This window comes from Ancylobacter sp. GW821-FHT10E12 (assembly GCF_058809335.1).
In genome coordinates, this window is sequence record NZ_JBXASN010000006.1 from 1 (window position 1) to 18667 (window position 18667).

The 18667-nt window shown below is 61.1% G+C and carries 17 protein-coding genes; 11 read left to right on the forward strand and 6 right to left on the reverse strand.

From position 1 onward, the window contains the following. Positions 1-306: 306 nt before the first annotated feature. The 5 genes from AC1RU4_RS09255 to AC1RU4_RS09275 form a co-directional block, all read right to left on the reverse strand. The gene (locus tag AC1RU4_RS09255; RefSeq protein WP_492890781.1) at positions 307-807 is read right to left on the reverse strand and encodes a hypothetical protein; all 501 of its coding nucleotides are present in this window, start codon (positions 805-807) and stop codon (positions 307-309) included. A 147-nt stretch (positions 808-954) separates the two neighbouring features. Then, positions 955-1989: a DUF262 domain-containing protein gene (locus tag AC1RU4_RS09260; protein WP_492890782.1), complete on the reverse strand. Its 1035-nt coding sequence runs from the start codon at positions 1987-1989 to the stop codon at positions 955-957. 273 nt (positions 1990-2262) lie between these two features. Next, positions 2263-3573, reverse strand: a complete 1311-nt coding sequence (locus AC1RU4_RS09265) for a DNA methyltransferase (protein ID WP_492890783.1) — start codon at positions 3571-3573, stop codon at positions 2263-2265. Between the two features lie 20 nt (positions 3574-3593). Beyond that, positions 3594-4157 (reverse strand): RES family NAD+ phosphorylase, encoded by a 564-nt coding sequence (locus AC1RU4_RS09270; protein ID WP_492890784.1) that lies wholly within the window; start codon positions 4155-4157, stop codon positions 3594-3596. A gap of 32 nt (positions 4158-4189) precedes the next feature. Then, positions 4190-4798, reverse strand: a complete 609-nt coding sequence (locus AC1RU4_RS09275) for an antitoxin Xre/MbcA/ParS-like domain-containing protein (protein WP_492890785.1) — start codon at positions 4796-4798, stop codon at positions 4190-4192. A 116-nt stretch (positions 4799-4914) separates the two neighbouring features. Between AC1RU4_RS09275 and AC1RU4_RS09280 the strand changes: the two genes are divergently transcribed. Genes AC1RU4_RS09280 through AC1RU4_RS09295 form a run of 4 tightly spaced genes read left to right on the forward strand, consistent with a single transcriptional unit; the run spans position 4915 to position 9668 of the window. Next, positions 4915-5775, forward strand: a complete 861-nt coding sequence (locus AC1RU4_RS09280; RefSeq protein WP_492890786.1) for a hypothetical protein — start codon at positions 4915-4917, stop codon at positions 5773-5775. After that, a complete protein-coding gene (locus AC1RU4_RS09285; protein WP_492890787.1) occupies positions 5772-6878 on the forward strand; it encodes a hypothetical protein in 1107 nt (368 codons plus the stop codon). The genes AC1RU4_RS09280 and AC1RU4_RS09285 overlap by 4 nt, the downstream gene beginning before the upstream one ends. Next, positions 6871-8310, forward strand: a complete 1440-nt coding sequence (locus tag AC1RU4_RS09290; protein WP_492890788.1) for a hypothetical protein — start codon at positions 6871-6873, stop codon at positions 8308-8310. Before AC1RU4_RS09285 ends, AC1RU4_RS09290 begins: the two co-directional genes overlap by 8 nt. After that, the gene (locus AC1RU4_RS09295) at positions 8310-9668 is read left to right on the forward strand and encodes an AAA domain-containing protein (RefSeq protein WP_492890789.1); all 1359 of its coding nucleotides are present in this window, start codon (positions 8310-8312) and stop codon (positions 9666-9668) included. The genes AC1RU4_RS09290 and AC1RU4_RS09295 overlap by 1 nt, the downstream gene beginning before the upstream one ends. A gap of 233 nt (positions 9669-9901) precedes the next feature. Here AC1RU4_RS09295 and AC1RU4_RS09300 read toward each other — a convergent pair whose 3' ends face one another. Then, positions 9902-11071 (reverse strand): ATP-binding protein, encoded by a 1170-nt coding sequence (locus AC1RU4_RS09300; protein WP_492890790.1) that lies wholly within the window; start codon positions 11069-11071, stop codon positions 9902-9904. Positions 11072-11334: 263 nt separating this feature from the next. Between AC1RU4_RS09300 and AC1RU4_RS09305 the strand changes: the two genes are divergently transcribed. The 7 genes from AC1RU4_RS09305 (at position 11335) to trbJ (ending at position 18662) form a co-directional block, all read left to right on the forward strand. Further along, the gene (locus AC1RU4_RS09305; protein ID WP_492890791.1) at positions 11335-13341 is read left to right on the forward strand and encodes a conjugal transfer protein TraG; all 2007 of its coding nucleotides are present in this window, start codon (positions 11335-11337) and stop codon (positions 13339-13341) included. Next, on the forward strand, positions 13338-13814 hold the full coding sequence (locus AC1RU4_RS09310) for a CopG family transcriptional regulator (RefSeq protein WP_492890792.1): 477 nt from the start codon (positions 13338-13340) through the stop codon (positions 13812-13814). The genes AC1RU4_RS09305 and AC1RU4_RS09310 overlap by 4 nt, the downstream gene beginning before the upstream one ends. Beyond that, positions 13811-14782: a P-type conjugative transfer ATPase TrbB gene (trbB, locus tag AC1RU4_RS09315; RefSeq protein ID WP_492890794.1), complete on the forward strand. Its 972-nt coding sequence runs from the start codon at positions 13811-13813 to the stop codon at positions 14780-14782. The genes AC1RU4_RS09310 and trbB overlap by 4 nt, the downstream gene beginning before the upstream one ends. A 158-nt stretch (positions 14783-14940) precedes the next feature. Continuing rightward, entirely contained in the window at positions 14941-15237 is a 297-nt protein-coding gene (locus AC1RU4_RS09320) for a TrbC/VirB2 family type IV secretion system protein (protein WP_492891048.1), read from the forward strand. Continuing rightward, complete coding sequence (locus tag AC1RU4_RS09325) at positions 15237-15500, forward strand: VirB3 family type IV secretion system protein (protein WP_492890795.1); 264 nt, start codon at positions 15237-15239, stop codon at positions 15498-15500. The genes AC1RU4_RS09320 and AC1RU4_RS09325 overlap by 1 nt, the downstream gene beginning before the upstream one ends. Before the next feature lie 4 nt (positions 15501-15504). Then, entirely contained in the window at positions 15505-17937 is a 2433-nt protein-coding gene (trbE, locus tag AC1RU4_RS09330) for a conjugal transfer protein TrbE (protein ID WP_492890796.1), read from the forward strand. Further along, positions 17934-18662, forward strand: a complete 729-nt coding sequence (gene trbJ, locus AC1RU4_RS09335; RefSeq protein ID WP_492890797.1) for a P-type conjugative transfer protein TrbJ — start codon at positions 17934-17936, stop codon at positions 18660-18662. The genes trbE and trbJ overlap by 4 nt, the downstream gene beginning before the upstream one ends. The last annotated feature ends 5 nt before the right edge of the window (positions 18663-18667 follow it).

Sequence of the window (18667 nt, forward strand, 5' to 3'; positions counted from 1 at the left end):
CCTCAAGAACGTCTCCACTGAAGCCAGCCTGGCGATCCTGGCCTACAACATCAAGCGCGTCATCGCCGTCGCCGGCGTTGCATCGACCCTCAAAGCGATAACCGGGTGAATCGAGCTAACGCGCGCCATGGCAACAACCTGCGCGACGAGCCACAGTGAGTTCTCACACAGCCTCCGCCCGGAAGCCGCCGGTTCACTTCCGATGTGAACCATCATAAAGCAGCCATTCCGTCGAGCCGTCGCAACCTCGGACCGTAAACGGTTCGATTTGATCGTCGTCTGAACCGTCTTCTCATAGCACCGCAACTAGGTGGCGAGGTCGAAGAAGTTTTCCACATCGGCTAACCATCCATCCAGGAATCGCACCCCGGTGCCCGGTCGCCCGCGTAAAATTAAATGTTCAGGCATGTCGACTCCGACAATCCCCAAATTGGCGGCAAGAACCTGAACGGATTCGCGCGTGTTCTTTGCACGATGAGCAAAGAAATGACGTAATATCTTCGCTTCTTCAAATACTTCTGCGTTTAGAGATAGGGCGGTGGCAAAATTCTGCATATTAGATGTCGAATAATCTATGAGAACTTTCTCCGTCTTCTTAGGATCACGAAATGATATCTCATCTTTTTCTAAAATCGTCGCTGGATTTTTTTTGGCCGCGTACCCTTTCGGATTAAGTGAACGGTAGATTAATGCGGCAGCTTCCTCAGTAGATGAGGGCCAGACGGTAGCCGTTATTCGCGCGCCCGATGCGGTACGGCTACGAAGTAAAGAGCTTTTCGTGTATTGCCGCAATCCTACAATAACCAAATTATCAAGCTCAATCGTGACGAACGCTAGGGCTCGCCTATCCTCGGATCCGAGTGGCGTGGTAATAGGCGTTACGATTTGTCGAAGACATACCACGCGCGAAATTATTGAGTCTCGCAGTTTAACCAAGTCAGTGACGCACTGCATTTAGACAGCCGCATTCAGATACAGGAACCGCACGGCCTTAGCCCGACCCACATTTGTCCCTTTGGTAGCTTCGACAAACTCAGTGAGATCGGAATGGCTTTCCGGATCCCTCAATCCGTCGATCAAGATGGACAAATCAACAGCTCCCCCCTGAAGCACAGCGGCCACCTCTGGCGCTGCATCGACTGCCTTCTGCCTGAGGCCTAGATCAAATTGACGATCGATGAAGATGAGCGCGAGAGTTTGGAACATGTACCCGCGCAGTAATTCGCGCTCGCCATCTGCCACTTCCTGGACCGCGCGGTTGATACCGGCCTCAAGGTAGGCGAAATATCGATCCTCCTCCTCGAACGTCGTATTGAAACGTTTGTAGAGTGCGTCAATCTGTGGGCCTTTGGTTGTAACAAAGCCGTTCGCGGCTGTGTGAATGATCTCCGAGTAAAGCCGACTGTCCCCCATTCGTATTATATCTCGTCGGCTGAGAACCCCTACAGCGCGAAGCGGTTCAGAGAACCTCTGCGCCGCCCGCTGAATGAACCACTTGAAGGGCCCCTGAAACTTGGCGTTCCGCTGTTCTTCGTCATTTAAAGGAACGTTGCTCGCATTCATCCTCCTAAATGATTCCTGTATCTGAGCCGGCCGAACGCCGCGAAACTCATCTATGGGCAGACTATAAGATATAAAAACTGATTGAAATTCTTCAGATAACTGGTTATAGTTCTTACCCCGCAACTCCTCTGTTTCTATCTTGGAAGAAAGTTTAAATTTCCTATTATAAAAACTCTGCAGAGTATGACTTCTCTGCTGCCCGTCGACGATCTCCTTGATTGTACTTCGAGTGCGGAGGTCAACTTTCGAGTAAAGAAATATTTTTGGTATAGGATATTCAAGAAGAATGGATTCTATGAAAAATGATCGTGCATAGGAAGCCCAAATCCCCGCGTTCCGCTGGTATTCCTCGTTTACTGTGATGAGATCGTCGTTGAGGGCCTTGCAGTAGTCACCTACTGACATTGGCGAATAAATAGCCAGCATGTCATTCCTTTCTGAAGAATACTGCGGATTCGCTCTTAGGCCTACGTGCCTCTTCGTGAGTCCTTGAGCTTACGAACGATATTAAGCGGCGAGCGTCAAAGTTTAAGGCCGAATAATGACGCAAACCAAGTCCTTCATCCAGCGATATTATTGCGTCAGCAAGATCGATCTCGATCTCTTTATATTTTCTGAATTGCACGACCATAAAGCGTAAAGCACCTCCCTCCATCGCCACTACTGACTACAGGCGAAGTTGGTTGCCATGTGTTGTCGCTATGCTGGTTTGACGAAGCAAAGTACCGACTCGGTCGCTCCTGAGGGTCGCTTGTACGTCTTTCTGCCCGGATTAATGTCGGACATAGAGCGGAGGTAATAGTCCTCGCGACCCGAGAGCGACAGACCATGCTGCGCGCCCATTTCCACAATGATTGCTGGCAGATCATTGTGAATGTCTTTGTAGTAGGAGTCCTGCACGACAAGGACCGCCCGACCACCCGGCTTGAGCGCTTTCGCCACCCGGCCAAGTGAACGTGCAGTCTTACTAAAATAGTCGAGATGGGTCTTGTAGTAGTAGCCACTTGACGCCTTCGAAGGATGCTTCTTGAGGGCGGCGAGAAACGAGGAACAAGTCGAACCCCAGCTTTCATCGATCTCGATGGTTCCGTAGGGCACCTGAACCGAGCCGATCATCTGCCGACCAAGGTCGCGCGGCTTCACCTTTAGGAGTGGGCCGAGCACCGCCAGCTCGACGCGGGTCGCGGCGGTGTAGTCGATGCGGGTGCAATAGGGTGGCGACGTCAGCACGAAATCGATGCTGCTGTCGGCTATCGACATTGTCGCGGTATCGGAGAGTTGGATTGTACTCGCCCCGGGCAGTAACTCAGCGCCTTCGGTTTGCTCCGCCAGACGTTTGGCCGCGAGGGCATTGGACATACCACGGACGTTCTCGGCAAACTGATGGGCAATCGCGTACGCGGTGGGATCGAGCCGGTCATCATTGGCCTTGGGCAGTTTGATCCAAGTTGGGTTCGATGATCGCAGCGAAACGGCGAGCCGGCGGCATGCAGCGAAGAGCGCCACATAGAGCGTAGCAGCCGTGCCAGATATGCGGTCGAGGTGAATGCCATCGGGGGACTTGGTCATGCTGCCCACAAGTGTCCGGCGAATGTTCTGCTCAATGCCGCGAACAACTCTCGCGGCGGATGGCTGGAACCAAGTGAGCAACGGATCCTCGTCAGCGATGAGCACGGGCGAGGCTCGCACATGCGAGAGGATTGTCGCAGCGAGCGGTCTCAAGTGATCGGCCTCGCTCGGTGGAAGGAGGCGCGCCCTGGCTACGATGATCATCACCGGGTTGAGATCAAGGCCCATGGATTTGAGGCCCAGCTGGCTGGCTGCGTAGGTCGTGGTGCCACTGCCGTTCCATGGGTCGAGGATCACGGCATCGGATCGGAGGTTGGCGCTCTCCAGAATGTCGCGGACAAAGAGTTCCGGGAAGCCCGCATAATAGGGAAAGAAGCCCTCCCAACCGGTCTGCAGCCGCTTGTTGCGCTTCGGCGAACCGATGTTCAGATCAATGCTCAATTTGTCTCCCTCGCCGTCGCTCAGGATAGCCCAAAACCGCGCTCGCGGCGAACTGTGATGTTGAGCCGTTTCAGCTCGGGAACCAACTCGGCGACCTGCAGCAGGGGGATTGGCACACTGCCTGAGAGGCTCGGCAAGGCCCTCTCATAGATGGCAACGCAGCGGGCGCTTGTCAGTCTCGAGTCGAACAGGATGCCATCGACATCGGGCATTTGGCTATGCAGTAGCTCGGAAAATTCTTGGCCGCGACGATGATCGCGAGCCCTGTTCGTATCCGTATCGACGCCGAGTTCGTACGCGCCGGCCCCGGTCAAATCGAGGAGGGCCAGCTCTCTCCCCGACGAGATCGAGGTCACACAAAGCGTGTCGAGATACGGACGATAAAGGAAGCGCCGCTGCTTGGCCTCGAAGCGGTCGCGGACGACTCCCTCGGCAAAGGTGGTGGAGAAGTCTTCGCCCGCATAAAGAATCGTGAACTGGCGGGAAGGGCTCGAGAACCGGCTCGAACCATAGCCCGCCCCCGCCGGTTGGCCGCGGTGACGGCTGGGCAGGATCCGTGGCCAGTCGCTGATCCGGGCGGTCATGATTCGCTCGCGTAGTTTTCTCGCGGCCAGCTTCACGTGTAGTCCATTGCCCCTTCGGCGGCACTCACCACCTTCTCGACGTTGCCGGCCTGCAGCTCGTCTATTGGCGCCCGGCCGTCCGTCATCCGGTTCGGCGTAACCAGCCACTCCCAAGCTTCTTCGTTCGAGGAAAACATTGGAGCTACTTTCTCAAGCCCGGCAACGGGTCCGCGCCGTTCAAATTGACGGAGCGGATAGATGTAGTTACGCAGACCTTTGCGGAGTGCGATCACCTTGCTGCTCCTGCGCCAGTTGTCGAGAGTCCCTCGCGCTACGTCTAGTCGCGTAACGACTTCACCGGCACCTGCCAGCTCGCTTTCGGCCCAGTCTGTCGAAACATCATCGGCGGTAAATTGATCCAGTCGTCGAGTCCCCTCCGCCGCCGGAAGAACCCGTCCGATGCCCTTGCCGACCAGCACATTCTCGGTGGGGCCGCCCATATGAGCTGCAGCTACCGGTTTGCCGCGCGACGGTCTAACCCCGGTGTCGGGCAGGGCGACGTTCAGGTCCACTGCCAATTTGACAAGCGCATCCATTCCGAGGCGATGCACCTTAGCCTCTATCGCTTGTGTGAGTTCTATCCTTTGCTGGTTCTGTTTCATCGCATCTCTCCTTGCTGTAGGCAGAATATGCAAAATAGGCAGAATATGCAATCGCAATGTGGAGGCCCCTAAATCGTTCCTTCTGCTGTTGAAAGCATGGTATTGCATGGAAGAGCGTGGAAGCGTATATAGGATTTATGTCGCGCTCATTATCCATAGCCGAGAAACTGGCCCGCAATGCCGAAAGGCTTCAGCAGGCCTATGCCGGACTGGCCAAAGCGCTCGGGGCAGGCGACGCCATTGGCCGCGAGCGTGCTCAGGCCAAGATTGCCGAATTCAATGCAGAGTATGAAAGTCTCGCCGAACAGCTCCGCTTTGCCGAGCTCGAGGCCCGCGAGATCGCCGCACCCCGTGGTCGCAAACCGGCCAAGCCGTTGCGGGAACTGGCTCTGGATGCCCTCGATGATCTTGGGGTACCTGCGCCGCCAGCCCTCATTGCCGACCTGACTGCGGCGCTGACCGGAATCCGCCCCTCGCCATCGCGCTTTGCGAGCCTGAGACGTGATGAGGAAAATGCAGCTCGGCGTAATATCGCAGCCAGACCAGCCTGGATCGTGCCGGCCATAAACGCCGCTGAACTCACGGCCATTCCGCGGCTACTCTCCAGCTCCGCCTGGAGTCTCGATCGGCGTATCCTCGGATCGCGAAGCATGCGCACCGATCACCTGCGCATCGCCGAGAGTCTGGCGCGTCGGTTGAAACAGCTGCGTGAGGCCGGCGCACCCGAATCGAAGAATATTGAGCGCCTTCTTTTTCCAATCGCGCGAGCAATTCCCGGGGCGACCGAGACCGGCCAGCTCATTGATACCGAAAAGGTTACGGACGCCGCTCGCGCCGAGCTTTCTGTTCTTGAAGACGCCGACCGTGCCGAACGCGGTGAGGCCAGCGCCCGATTGGCAACATCGAGCCCGCAGGTGCGCCTGTGGGGCCGGCCGGCGCTCATCGATACCGCCGCCGCCGCGAGGGCCATCAAATGACGCCCGAAAACGCGCGACTGCATCAGCTTCGTGGAGGGCTCGCGCCCGTCGAGGTTGGCGCGCGCGGCATCGAAAGCGTGGCGCGTAACGCTGACTGTACCCGTCTTCGGGCGATCGTCATCACCGGCCTCACGCCCAATGCGATACTCAGACACGTTCTTGGCGAAGTGCCGGATGCGATGTCGCCCTTCGCCATGACCCTGACCCAGGCTTTCGAACGGCGCCTCCTCTCGAACGCCGCGGGATCGCTGCTGACAGCCTATCGCGAAAAGGGGCAACTCGACCCGCAGGACGTCAAGATCGCGAACGTGGCCGACGTGGCACCGCGCGACACACAAGTCGATCGCATCCGCCGCGAGCGCGAAACGCGCCGGTTGATGGAATTGAAGTTGCGCGGCGACCCGACTGCCCCGAATCTGATCCTCAAGCCACGTCTGACCCTGACGATCGTAGGCGTCAGCCATGCCATAGAGCTCGACTATCTTGTCGCAAGCGATCGAGAGCGGTTCTACCGCGTCGGCACCATCAAGTCCTACGCCGACCGTGTAGGCAAAACCAACAAGGCGGATATCCGCTCGGCCTGCCGAGAAGCGTCGGTAGGCACGCTGGCGCTACAGCAATTCTTGGTCTCGTTCGGGCAGAGCGTCGAACTTGCTGGCGACCGGGTCGACTTGGTTTTGAAGGCGCCCGGGTCGTTCACCCCCCGGCTCCATGCCGCAATGCGCGCCGAGTCCGAACTGGCTTCGCTGATCCGTGCCTTGGCGGCGGCGCCGAGCGACCTCGACCAGATCGAGCAGATGCTACCGGCGGGAGCATCTCTCGCGACGCCGGAGGTCATCGAGGCCCTGCCGAACCATTACTGCTCCAGCTGCAAGGAGCACTGTGCACTTTGGCAGCATTGCCGCGCCCAGGCGCAAGTCCAGGGCGACGCGATCATCCTCGGCGATCAGGCCGCCGAGCAGCTGGCGGCTGCCGGTACGCTCAATCGCGCCATGGACCTGTTGAACGGCAGCGGCCGTCCCCCGGACAACCGGGCAGAAGCGGTGCTCGCAGCTGAGCTGCAAGCCGCCTCCGCGCTCCTCGATAGGATCGCCAATGGCTGACCTTCTCAACGTCGTCGCCCGCATGCGCGCGCTGGAACAAGGCCAGGCTGTCCGCGTCGTCAGTCAGCGTCAGGTGCTGATCCAGCCTCGTGCGCATATCGTGACGATGCTCTCGATGGCCGGGGAAGACACGTCGGTGCACGCGGTTGCCATCGGCCGGCTTGGTGTCGCGCCAACCATCAAGGTCGTTGCCGATCCTCGCCGCCGCGACGACCAGTACGAGCTACTGCGCTGGGTGCTTCCCCATTTCGAAGCATACTACGCGCGGTGTCGCGCAGAAGGGACATTCCCTCAAATATGGGTTTCCTCGGAAGGAGCATCAGGCCACCTGGACACGCTCGCCGACCGTCTGCGCTTCACTGATGACCCGGAGGTACAGCGGCTCGGCGAATTGTGGACCTACGCGGGCGAGCGCTCCCCAATTGCTGGCCAACAAGCGTTGATCAGCGCCACATCTGCCCTAAAAGCCCATTTCGCGACCGGTCAGCAGGAGACCGAGGACGAGCATTTGGGCGCCCTTTTGACCTGGATCGAACCGCCCCCGGGGCGCGACATCCTCGCGGCGGTCGCGATGTCCGAAAAGCAGCCGATGGGCACCAAAACCGATCCCCGCTTTGACGCCGATCAACTGCAGCCCGCCGTGGAATTGTTCAACAAGGCGCGGAAGGACAACGACGTTCGCGCGCAGAGCTTTCATGCGGGCCGTATCCAGCAGATGATCGAAGGCGTCATCCGCCCGATCTACACGGCGACCCAGCGAGCTATGGCAATCCTTTCCGAGCCGGGGTGGCGCGATAATCCCGCTCTCCTGTCCTTAGGCGAGGAAGAGGCGGCACAGTTTGACCAGTTCATGCAAGCACGGGATGAGGGCCACCGACTACCTTACCATGATTCCGCCAAGGCCGCCGCGTTCAAGATCGTGGCGCGCGAGCGTACTGTCGACAATGTCGAAGCGGCTTTTGTTCGTCACGATCGCGCTGCCCGCGAGCGGGGCGTTGAAAGCGGCGCCGTATTGCGCGGTACGGTCGTCGCTCGCCAGAAGATTAGGCTGGCGCCTCGTGTCTTCGAAACCCGTATGGTGCTGTCGACTCATCAGGACAGCCTTCACCTGCGTGCTGGTGATGAACTCTGGCATCTCGATGATCCCAAGCTTTGTATCCGGATCACCGAGGTCGAGCGCCGCGGGCCTTTCAGCTGGGTGAGCACGGTTGTCGAAGAAGGCAAGCGCGCTGCGTTGCTGCTCGACATTGGCACTGTCCTGGACTTCGGGCCAAAGCTTCCCGACTGGGGGGCGACGGTCCGCGAGTTCTCGCAGATGAGCGTTCGGCTTGCTTCGCCGTCATGGACGCATGCTGATGCAATACCAACTGCAGCACCGTCGGCCCGCGCGCGGCCAAACGATCTGCTTTCTGCGGTTGAAAGGCTCGTATGATGACAAATCCGCAGACACTCGCTGACGACGCGCTGCGCGAAATACTCGAAAGCCAGTGGCAGGGCGTGCCGGCTGTCGTCCTGCGATCACCGCCCGGCGCCGGCAAGACCGGTGTCGCGCAGCGGCTCGCACTGCAAAGCGCGCGCCTGCTCGATCAGCGATGCATGGTCGTAACGCAGACCAACGAACAGGCTTTCGATGTCGCCCGGCGCCTCGCCCGCAACGTCGACGGCTTTCCGATTCATCTCTACGCGAGAAAGGGCCTAGAGCTACCAGCCGATGTCCGCGGCAACGGCTGTATCCGTATCATCCACGACGTCGGCCATATCCCGCAACAGCCCGCCATCACGATCGGCAACGCTGCCAAATGGAGCTGGATCGCCACTGGCGAACCGATGTTTGATGTCCAGATCGTCGATGAGGCCTTCCAGCTTCCCGACTACCGCTTTCAGTTGATTGCGAATCTCGCCCCGCGTCACGTCCTGATCGGCGATCCCGGACAGATCGACCCCTTCGTCAGCTGCGAGATCGAGCGGTGGCGCTGCAATCCAGCCGGCCCGCAGGTGTCGTCGCCGGCCGCCTTGGTTAACCGGCATCCCAGTGTGATGCAACTGTCGCTGCCGGTGTCCCGACGCCTTAACCGCGATACGGTTCGTCTGGTGCAACCGGCTTTCTACCCCGATATGCCGTTCGAGGCGATGAGCGCGGACCGTGAACTCAGCTTTGACGTCGCCGGCGTCATGCCTTTCGACGCCGCCCTCGATGCGGTCGCCGCGGGTTCCAAAATCGTGATGGTCGAGTTGCCATCGCAGCTGACCGGTGAGCGCGACGAGGAAATCGCAGATGAGCTTGTCGCCTCAATCCGCCGCTTGCTCATGCGGCAGGCGTGGGTCAGGGATGACGGGGCGATCGCGCGCGTCACGCCAGACATGATTGGCGTGGTTTGCGCACATGTCAGTCAGGTCAACGCCGTGCGCGAGCGCCTAGGTCAAGATCTTGCCGAAGTATTTGTAGAAACCGCCAATCGGTATCAGGGAATTGAACGCGCCTTCATGTTCGTGCACCATCCGCTCTCAGGACGTGCCGATGCGTCCGCGTTCCATCTCGACGCCGGCCGGCTCTGCGTGATGCTATCCCGGCACCGCGTCGCCTGCTGGATGTTCGGCAGGCAGGGGATTGCACAGCAACTGACCCGCTATTCGCCGATTGGTGACCGCGCGCTTGGCATCGATGATGATCCCGAATATCGGGGATGGCGAGCCCATCTCACAGTGATGTCCTGGCTCGCTAACGCCGGTCGGTTGTATCCAGCCGTTAATGGCATGATAGCCTCAATGCCCGGCCGTGCGGCTGGTTGACTCGTTGCATACGAGCATTACCTCTCAGCACCCGTGTGAGGCCTAGCGGGCGAAGGGTCAGCTTTCGAGAAACGACGGGCTTAACTTGGATGACCGAGATGAGGGCGCAAAGCGGACGTCGCTGCAAGGGCACTCGAGGGACAGCTATGGGTCAGCTTTAGCCGGTCCATCACACCGGGCGTGAGGTCGCAAGGGGAACGAACTCATGGTGCATCCCTCTAGCCGGCGCGTTGCTAGGCGCCGAGCGCGAGAAGGTCGCGGCCGAACTCATGCAAAGGCAGAACCTCTATGCCATCGGCCAGGGGGAACCGCTCGGTTCCGGGGTAGACGACGATGCGCCGCTGCGGTCGCAGGTCCTCGCAGGCGTGATGGAAGCCGCGCTCGACTTTGGGCGAGAGGCTGCGCTTCACCTCCACGGCCCAAACTTCTCCACCGGCTAGGGTTAGCGCTAGATCGACCTCGGCTCCGCCGCCGCTCCGATAGAAGTTCGCCTGCGTCCCGTCCGGCATGGCTGCATGGGCGGTCTCGATCACCATGCCTTCCCAACTCGCCCCGGCGATAGGGTGCGCCAGCAGGTCGTCGAGGGTGGTGAGACCAAGCAGGGCATGGACGATGCCGCTATCGCGGACGTAGACGCGCGGCGACTTCACCAGCCGCTTTCCGGCATTGGAATGCCATGGCTCGAGGCGACGGACGAGCAGCAGGTCGACCAGCAGATCAAGATAGGACGCGACCGTCTTGCCGTCGATGCCGAGGGCGCGGGCGAGCTCCGCCGCGTTCAGCAAGCTTGACTGGCGGTGAGCCAGCATCGTCCAGAAGCGACGAAGGGTTTCTGCGGCGATGCGCGGCCCCAGCATCGGAATGTCCCGCTCCAGATAGGTGCGGATGAAGTCCTGTCGCCAGCGTAGGCTGGCCCGGTCGCTCGCGGCGAGGAAACTGTCGGGAAACCCGCCGCGGACCCACAGGCGATCGAGATCGGCAGCCGGAATTTCCAGTGCATCGATGGGACCGAGCTCGGTATAGGCGATGCGGCCCGCCAGCGTCTCGCCGGACTGCTTCAGCAATTCGATGGAAGCAGAGCCAAGCAGCAGGAAGCGGCCGGCGCGCAGCCCCTTGCGGCGGCCGCGATCGATCAGACCGCGAAGGTTCTGGAATAGATTTGGTAGACGTTGCACCTCGTCGAGAATGACGAGCTTGTCTTCGTGACCTGCAAGGTACAATTCAGGTTCGGAGAGCTTCGCCCGGTCCGCATCCGATTCGAGATCGAGATAGAGCGAGGAGCGCTGCTCGCCGATCTCATGGGCGAGCGTGGTCTTGCCGACCTGGCGCGGGCCGAGCAGGGCGACAGCGGGGCTTTCATTAAGGAGCCTGGCAAGCTCCGAGGCTTTTCGACGCTCAATCATCCTTGCAATTATGGAGTTAGCATCCAGATTTGCAAGGATAAAATGCCACGCGGTTTAGCCGCGCTACCGTGTGTCGTATCGCCGCAATACTGACTTGCCATCCTTTAGATGTAGAAATAAGAAAATGTATTGAGCTTTATTCAGACAGTTTGCGTAGTTGGTGGCAACCGAAAAGGTCTTTGACTTAACACCTTCGAGCAACAAGCCTCGCGTCCCATCGGCTCCTTGCGCAGCCGAAAACGTGGCGCTGTTGCGGGGCGGGAATGACGCCGACGAAGGTGTTGATCGGGCAAATGCTGGTGGTGTTTGGCATCGCGCTTGCCGGAACATGGGCCGCCACGCAATGGGTTGCCTTCCAGTTCGGCTTTCAGCAACGTCTTGGTGAGCCCTGTTTTCTGCTCGACGGCTTTCCCATTTACTATCCTTGGCGGCTGTTCGAGTGGTGGTACGTCTATGACGCCTATGCTCCGGATATCTTCCAGACCGGAGGCACGATCGCCGGCGGAAGCGGTGTTATCGCCGCTCTGTCCGCGATCATCGGTTCCGTCTGGCGTGCAAGGCAATCGAAGCGCGTCACGACCTACGGCTCCGCTCGCTGGGCCGATAAACGCGACATTGCCGAAGCCGGCCTTACGAAACGCTCTGGCGTGTTCCTCGGCCTGATGGCGAGCGCCTATCTCCGCCACGATGGTCCCGAACACATCATGGCATTTGCGCCGACGCGCTCCGGGAAGGGCGTTGGCCTGGTCGTGCCGACCTTGCTATCCTGGCAGCATTCGGCCGTCATCCACGACATCAAGGGCGAGAACTGGACGCTGACGGCCGGATGGCGCGCTCAGTTCTCCCATTGCCTGCTGTTCAATCCGACCGATCCGAAGAGCGCTGCCTACAACCCTCTGCTGGAGGTCCGTCGCGGCGTTCATGAAGTCCGCGATGTTCAGAACATTGCCGACATCCTTGTCGACCCCGAAGGCGCGCTGGAGCGGCGCAACCATTGGGAAAAGACCAGCCATAGCTTGTTGGTCGGCGCGATCCTCCATGTCCTCTACACGGAGGAGGACAAGACGCTGCGCGGCGTCGCCAACTTCCTCTCCGATCCGGCGCACCCGTTCGAGAAAGCGCTGTGGTCAATGATGACCACCGTGCATCTCGCGGGCTCAGGCCCGCATCCTGTTGTCGCGAGTGCTGCGCGCGAGGTGCTGAATAAGTCGGAGAACGAGCGAAGCGGTGTGCTCTCCACCGCCATGTCGTTCCTCGGACTCTATCGCGATCCGACCGTTGCGGAAGTAACCTCGCACTGCGACTGGCGCATCGCTGATCTGATCGCGGCCGACCATCCGGTCTCGCTCTATCTGGTGGTGCCGCCTTCGGACATCTCGCGCACCAAGCCGCTCATTCGCCTGATCCTCAACCAGATTGGCCGCCGGCTGACCGAAAGCCTCGACGGATCGGACGGCATCGAGCGCCGACGCAAGCTGCTGCTGATGCTCGACGAGTTTCCTGCGCTCGGACGGCTTGATTTCTTTGAATCGGCGCTCGCTTTCATGGCCGGCTATGGCCTGCGGTCCTTCCTGATCGCGCAAAGCCTCAATCAGATCGAGAAGGCTTACGGGCCGAACAATTCCATCCTCGACAATTGCCATGTGCGCGTCGCCTTCGCGACCAACGACGAACGGACCGCCAAACGCATCTCCGACGCGCTCGGCATGGCGACCGAATTGCGCGCGCAGCGCAATTATGCCGGCCACCGGCTGTCGCCCTGGCTCGGCCATCTCATGGTCTCACGGCAGGAGACGGCGCGGCCGTTGCTGACGCCGGGCGAAGTCATGCAGCTTCCCGACCATCAGGAAGTGATCATGGTCTCCGGCCATCCGCCGACCAAGGCCACCAAGATCCGGTATTTCGCAGACAGCAATTTCACGTCGCGCGTGCTGCCGGCGCCGATCCTCAGTGACAATGAATATGCCGACCGGCCGGCGGCACGAGGCGACGACTGGACGAGTCTTGCCCGGCCGAAAGCGCTGGCCAACAATTGCGCGGCAACAACCGAGGCGAATTCACCGGACGAAGGCGGCCATCAGATCGCACCGCAACTCGACAACGCCGAGTTTGTCCGCCTGCATGACCACGCGCGCGACGATCTCTCCGTGCTCGACGACGAATCCGACGATCCCGGCACCAGAGACGGAAAGCTCCTGAAGCCCGACCGGCAGTTCCGGCGCGCGGCGCGACTGGCAGCGCTCGATCCTGACGATGGGATCGCATTGTGAGCAAGACCCGTCTCAACATCTTCATCGAGCCCGACCACGCCAAACGGCTGCGCCGGCTCGCCGCGATGAAGGGCGAGACGCAATCGGCGATCGTCGCGGCCGCTCTATCGTCTTTCCTGTCGCCGGACGGCGCGGACCGGCGCGAGGCCGCCTTGGCGTCGCGCCTCGACCGGCTGTCGAACCAGTTCGACCGCCTGGAGCGGGACCAGACCATCCTGATCGAGACCCTGGCACTCTTCATCCGCTACACGCTCTCGGTCTCCGATCCGCTTCCTGAAGCGTATCAGAAAGCCGCCCGAGCGCAGGGGCGTATCCGCTTCAACCAGTTCATCGATCAGCTCGGCCGCCATCTGCAACGCGGCAACAGCCTCGTGCGGCAGGTCCACGAGGAGATCCAGCCCGACGAAAGCCGCTTCTTCGGCCTGTCCGATGACGAGGATGATGCATCCCCGGCGGAGGCGGCATCATCATGACCAGCCCGTCGCCGCGCTCCACCTCCCGCATCGTCAGTGATCGTCAGATCAGGATGCTGCGCAGTGCGATGGGACCGGCCATCATCGCGGCGCTCGACGATCCCGACATCGTCGAAGTCATGCTCAATCCGGACGGCAAGCTTTGGATCGACCGGCTCGGCTCCGGGCGGGAGCCGACCGGGGCGACCATCACGCCCGAAGACGCCACTCGCATCATCAAGGTCGTGGCAAACCATGTCGGGTTGGAGGTCGATCGCGAGCACCCGATCCTCTCCGCCGAACTGCCGGAAACGGGAGAGCGGTTCGAAGGCGTGCTGCCGCCGATCGTCTTTGCGCCGACCTTCGCCATTCGCAAGCGCGCCGCCGGCGTGATCCCGCTCGCCCAGTATGTCGCCAATGGGATCATGAGCGAGGTCCAGGCCGCGTTCCTGAAAGCCTCCGTCCTCGAACGGCGTAACATCATCGTCGCCGGCGGCACGTCGACCGGAAAGACGACGCTGGCCAATGCGCTCCTGCAGGAAATCGCCGCGACCGGCGATCGTGTGCTCGTTCTCGAGGACACGATCGAGCTGCAATGTGTTGCCGACGACCATGTTGCACTCAGGACCAAGGCCAAGACCGTCTCGACGGCCGACCTCGTGCGCTCGACCCTGCGGCTGCGCCCCGATCGTATCATCGTCGGCGAGGTGCGCGGCGCCGAGGCGCTGGATCTCCTGAAGGCCTGGGGGACCGGCCATCCCGGCGGTATCGCCACGCTGCATGCAGGATCGGCGCATGGCGCGCTCACCCGGCTGGAGCAGCTCATACAGGAAGTTGTCGTCACCGTGCCGCGCGCCCTGATTGCGGAGGCCGTCGACATCATCGTCTTCATCGCCGGGCGCGGCCGCAAACGCCGTGTCGAAGACATCATCCGCGTCACGGGCCTCGCCGGCGATGCCTACGCGACCGAGCACATCAAAGGAGAATGAAGATGCCGCCCATCAAGTCCGCATTCACGCCTTTCCTTATCTCAGGAACAAACCAGAAACGTAAATCCGCAAAGCCGGATTCGTGCATTTCCGTAAATCCGGAAAGACACAATTCAGGAAACGCGCTTCGGCGTATTTCCGCCAATCTCCAAAGCCGGATTTACGGATCGGCGGCTTTGCTGATTTCCGCCTATCTGGTTTCTCCGGCTTACGCCGCCGGCTCCTCCATGCCGTGGGAAGCGCCGTTGCAATCGATCCTCGAGTCCATCGAGGGGCCGGTCGCAAAAATCGTCGCCGTGATCATCATCATCGTGACCGGCCTGACACTCGCCTTCGGCGACGCCGGCGGCGGCTTCCGCAAGCTGATCCAGATCGTGTTCGGTCTCAGCATCGCCTTCGCGGCATCGAGCTTCTTCCTGTCCTTCTTCTCCTTTGGCGGCGGAGCGCTGATCTGATGGCCGCCCATGTCGACGGCTTCGAGGTGCCGCTCCATCGTTCGCTGACCGAACCGATCCTGATGGGCGGAGCGCCGCGATCGGTGGCGATCCTCAACGGAACGCTCGCCGCCGCCGTCGGCATCGGGCTTCAGTTCTGGATCGGCGGTATCGTTCTCTGGATGGCGGGCCACGCGCTCGCCGTCTGGGGCGCGAAGGCCGATCCGCAGTTTATGGACGTCTTCGCCCGCCACCTGAAGCACCGCGCGTTTCTGGAGGCGTGACGCGATGATGAGTCTTGCCGAATATCGCAAGCGTCCCGCGAGCCTTGCCGACTATCTGCCTTGGGCCGGGCTGGTCGCGCCGGGTGTCGTGCTCAACAAGGACGGCGCCTTCCAGCGCACTGCGCGCTTTCGAGGTCCCGACCTCGACAGCGCCACGGAAAGCGAACTGATCGCGACAACGGCGCGGCTCAACAATGCGCTGAAGCGCCTCGGTTCCGGATGGGCGCTGTTCGTCGACGCCGAACGGCATGTCGCCGCCAACTATCCGGTTTCGGAATTTCCTGATGCCGTTTCGTGGCTGGTGGAGGAGGAGCGCCGTGCCGCATTCGAGGAAGCCGGCACGCATTTCGAGAGCGCCTATCACATCACGCTTGCCTTCCTGCCCGCACCGGAGGGACGGGCGCGCGCCGGTCAGCTTCTCTATGAAAGCACTGAACGCCGCACGGTGAACTGGCGTGACCATCTGGCGGCCTTCATCTCCGAAACCGATCGCTTCTTCTCCCTGCTCGATGGCGTCATGCCGGAGATCGGCTGGCTCTCCGATGAAGAGACGCTGACCTGGCTGCACGCCTGTGTTTCCACACAGCGGCACCCTGTCGCCGTTCCCGACGTGCCATTCCATCTCGATGCGCTGTTGCCCGATTGTGATTTCACCGGCGGCCTCGCGCCGATGCTCGGCGACCGGCATCTGCGCGTGCTCACCATTCGAGGGTTTCCGCCCTCGACCTGGCCAGGCGTCCTGGACGACCTCAACCGCCTCGGCTTCGCCTATCGCTGGTCGACTCGTTTCCTGTCGCTCGACAAGGCGGAGGCCGAACGCGAGCTGACCAAGGTGCGCCGGCAATGGTTCGCTAAGCGCAAGGGTATCGTCACGCTGCTGCGCGAGACGATCTTCCAGCAGGACATCCCCCTTGTCGATTCCGACGCCGCCAACAAATCGGCCGACGCGGATGAAGCCTTGCAGGAGCTTGGCGGCGACGCCGTCGCCTATGGCTATGTCACAGCGACCGTCACCGTCACGGACGAAAGTCCCGATCTCGCCGATGAAAAGCTGAGAGCCGTCGAGCGGATCATCCAAGGCCGCGGCTTCGTCACCATAGCGGAGACATTGAACGCGGCGGAGGCATGGCTGTCCTCGATCCCCGGTCACGCCTACGCCAATGTCCGCCAGCCGCTGGTTTCGACGCTCAATCTCGCGCACATGATGCCGGTTTCGGCGGTCTGGGCCGGGCCCGAAAAGAACATCCATCTCGACGCACCGCCGCTGATCGTCACGCGCACGGCCGGCGGTACGCCGTTCCGGCTGGTCACCCATGTCGACGATGTCGGGCATACGCTGATTGTCGGCCCAACCGGCGCCGGCAAATCCGTGCTGCTGGCGATGCTGGCACTTCAGTTCCGACGCTATGCCGGCTCCCGCATCTTCGTCTTCGACAAGGGCGGCTCGGCGCGCGCCACGATCATCGGTCTCGGCGGCGAGCACTATGATCTCGGCTCCTCCGACGCCATCGCCTTTCAGCCGCTTGCCCGTATCGGGGACGAGGACAGCCGCGCGTGGGCCGCCGATTGGATCGCCGGCCTGCTCGGGCATGAGCACGTCGACATCACGCCCGATGTGAAGGAAGCCGTCTGGTCGGCTCTGACCAGCCTCGCTTCTGCGCCGCATGAGGAACGCACGCTTACCGGCCTGTCGACGCTGCTGCAATCCAACAAGCTGCGCCAAGCGCTGCAACCCTACACGCTGTCGGGACCGCACGGCAGGCTTCTCGATGCAGACGCCGATCGTTTGGGAAGCGGCGAGGTGCAGGGCTTCGAGATGGAAGAATTGATGCACACGGCAAGCGCCGTGACGCCGGTGCTCACCTATCTCTTTCATCGTCTCGACGAGCGCTTCGACGGATCGCCCACGCTGCTGGTGCTCGACGAGGCATGGGTGTTCCTCGACGACCCGGTCTTCTCGGCGCGTATCCGGGAGTGGCTGAAGACGCTGCGCAAGAAGAACGTTTCCGTCGTCTTCGCCACCCAGTCGCTTGCCGATATCCAGCGCTCAGCAATCGCGCCCGCAATCGTCGAAAGCTGCCCGGTCCGCATCTTCCTTCCGTCCCCGCAGGCCACCGAACCGCAGCTTCGCACGATCTATGAAGGGTTCGGCCTCAATGACCGCCAGATCGACATCATCGCGCGGGCGCAGCCCAAGCGCGACTACTACTACCAATCCCGTCTCGGCAATCGCCTCTTCGATCTTGACCTTGGGCCGGTGGCGCTCGCCTTCGCCGCCGCCAGCCGTCCAGAAGATCACCGCGCCATGGGCGATATCCTCGCGCCCGAGGGGCAAGGCGCATTTCCAGCCGCCTGGCTCGATGCGCGCGGCCTCGACTGGGCGGCCGATCTCATCCGGCAGTTCCCGCTTCCCCACAGCCAGGAGACATCATCATGAGGAAATCGCTGCTTCTCGCCGGCGCCGGTGCCCTTGGCATCGCACTCGCCACCCCGGCGACGGCGCTCATCGTTTACGATCCGAGCAACTACAGCCAGAACCTGCTTTCAGCGGTTCGGGCGCTGGAGCAGATCAACAACCAGATCACCTCGCTTCAGAACGAAGCGCAGATGCTCATGAATCAGGCGAAGAACCTGACGAGCCTCGACTTCTCCGCGCTGAATGAGCTGAAGCAGACCATCGCCAAGACCAAGAGCCTTATCAGCGAGGCCGAGGGGCTGAGCTTCGACGTGTCGTCGATGGAGCAGCAGTTCCAGCAGCTCTATCCAAAGGAATATGCGGCCTCGACGTCGGGCGACCAGTTGCTTGCCGATGTGCGTAAGCGTTGGGAGCAGTCCCGGAGCGCGCTCGAGACCGCCATGAAGGTGCAGTCGCAGGTTTCGGAAAACCTCACCTCCGATGAATCCACGCTCAATGAGCTCGTCGGCCGCAGCCAGTCGGCTTCCGGTAACCTCGACGCGATCCAGGCAACCAACCAACTCCTCGCCCTTCAGGCCAAGCAGGCGATCGACGCCTCGCGCCTGAAGCTCGCCCAGGATCGCGCCATCGCCGCCGAACAGGCGCGAGCCGTCTCCGAGGAGGAGCGGGCGCGGGAGGTGCGCCGTCGTTTCATGGGGACCGGCAATAGCTACACGCCGGCGACCGTCCGGCTCTTTCGCGATTGAGGGAG

What these genes read in the sequence shown, in the direction of transcription:
- AC1RU4_RS09305 (WP_492890791.1), top strand. Translation starts at nt 11,335, where the DNA reads ATGACGCCGACGAAGGTGTTGATCGGGCAAATGCTGGTGGTGTTTGGC.
- trbJ (WP_492890797.1), top strand. Translation starts at nt 17,934, where the DNA reads ATGAGGAAATCGCTGCTTCTCGCCGGCGCCGGTGCCCTTGGCATCGCA.
- AC1RU4_RS09260 (WP_492890782.1), bottom strand. Translation starts at nt 1,989, where the DNA reads ATGCTGGCTATTTATTCGCCAATGTCAGTAGGTGACTACTGCAAGGCC.
- AC1RU4_RS09295 (WP_492890789.1), top strand. Translation starts at nt 8,310, where the DNA reads ATGACAAATCCGCAGACACTCGCTGACGACGCGCTGCGCGAAATACTC.
- trbB (WP_492890794.1), top strand. Translation starts at nt 13,811, where the DNA reads ATGACCAGCCCGTCGCCGCGCTCCACCTCCCGCATCGTCAGTGATCGT.
- AC1RU4_RS09270 (WP_492890784.1), bottom strand. Translation starts at nt 4,157, where the DNA reads ATGACCGCCCGGATCAGCGACTGGCCACGGATCCTGCCCAGCCGTCAC.
- AC1RU4_RS09325 (WP_492890795.1), top strand. Translation starts at nt 15,237, where the DNA reads ATGGCCGCCCATGTCGACGGCTTCGAGGTGCCGCTCCATCGTTCGCTG.
- AC1RU4_RS09285 (WP_492890787.1), top strand. Translation starts at nt 5,772, where the DNA reads ATGACGCCCGAAAACGCGCGACTGCATCAGCTTCGTGGAGGGCTCGCG.
- trbE (WP_492890796.1), top strand. Translation starts at nt 15,505, where the DNA reads ATGATGAGTCTTGCCGAATATCGCAAGCGTCCCGCGAGCCTTGCCGAC.
- AC1RU4_RS09290 (WP_492890788.1), top strand. Translation starts at nt 6,871, where the DNA reads ATGGCTGACCTTCTCAACGTCGTCGCCCGCATGCGCGCGCTGGAACAA.
- AC1RU4_RS09300 (WP_492890790.1), bottom strand. Translation starts at nt 11,071, where the DNA reads ATGATTGAGCGTCGAAAAGCCTCGGAGCTTGCCAGGCTCCTTAATGAA.
- AC1RU4_RS09275 (WP_492890785.1), bottom strand. Translation starts at nt 4,798, where the DNA reads ATGAAACAGAACCAGCAAAGGATAGAACTCACACAAGCGATAGAGGCT.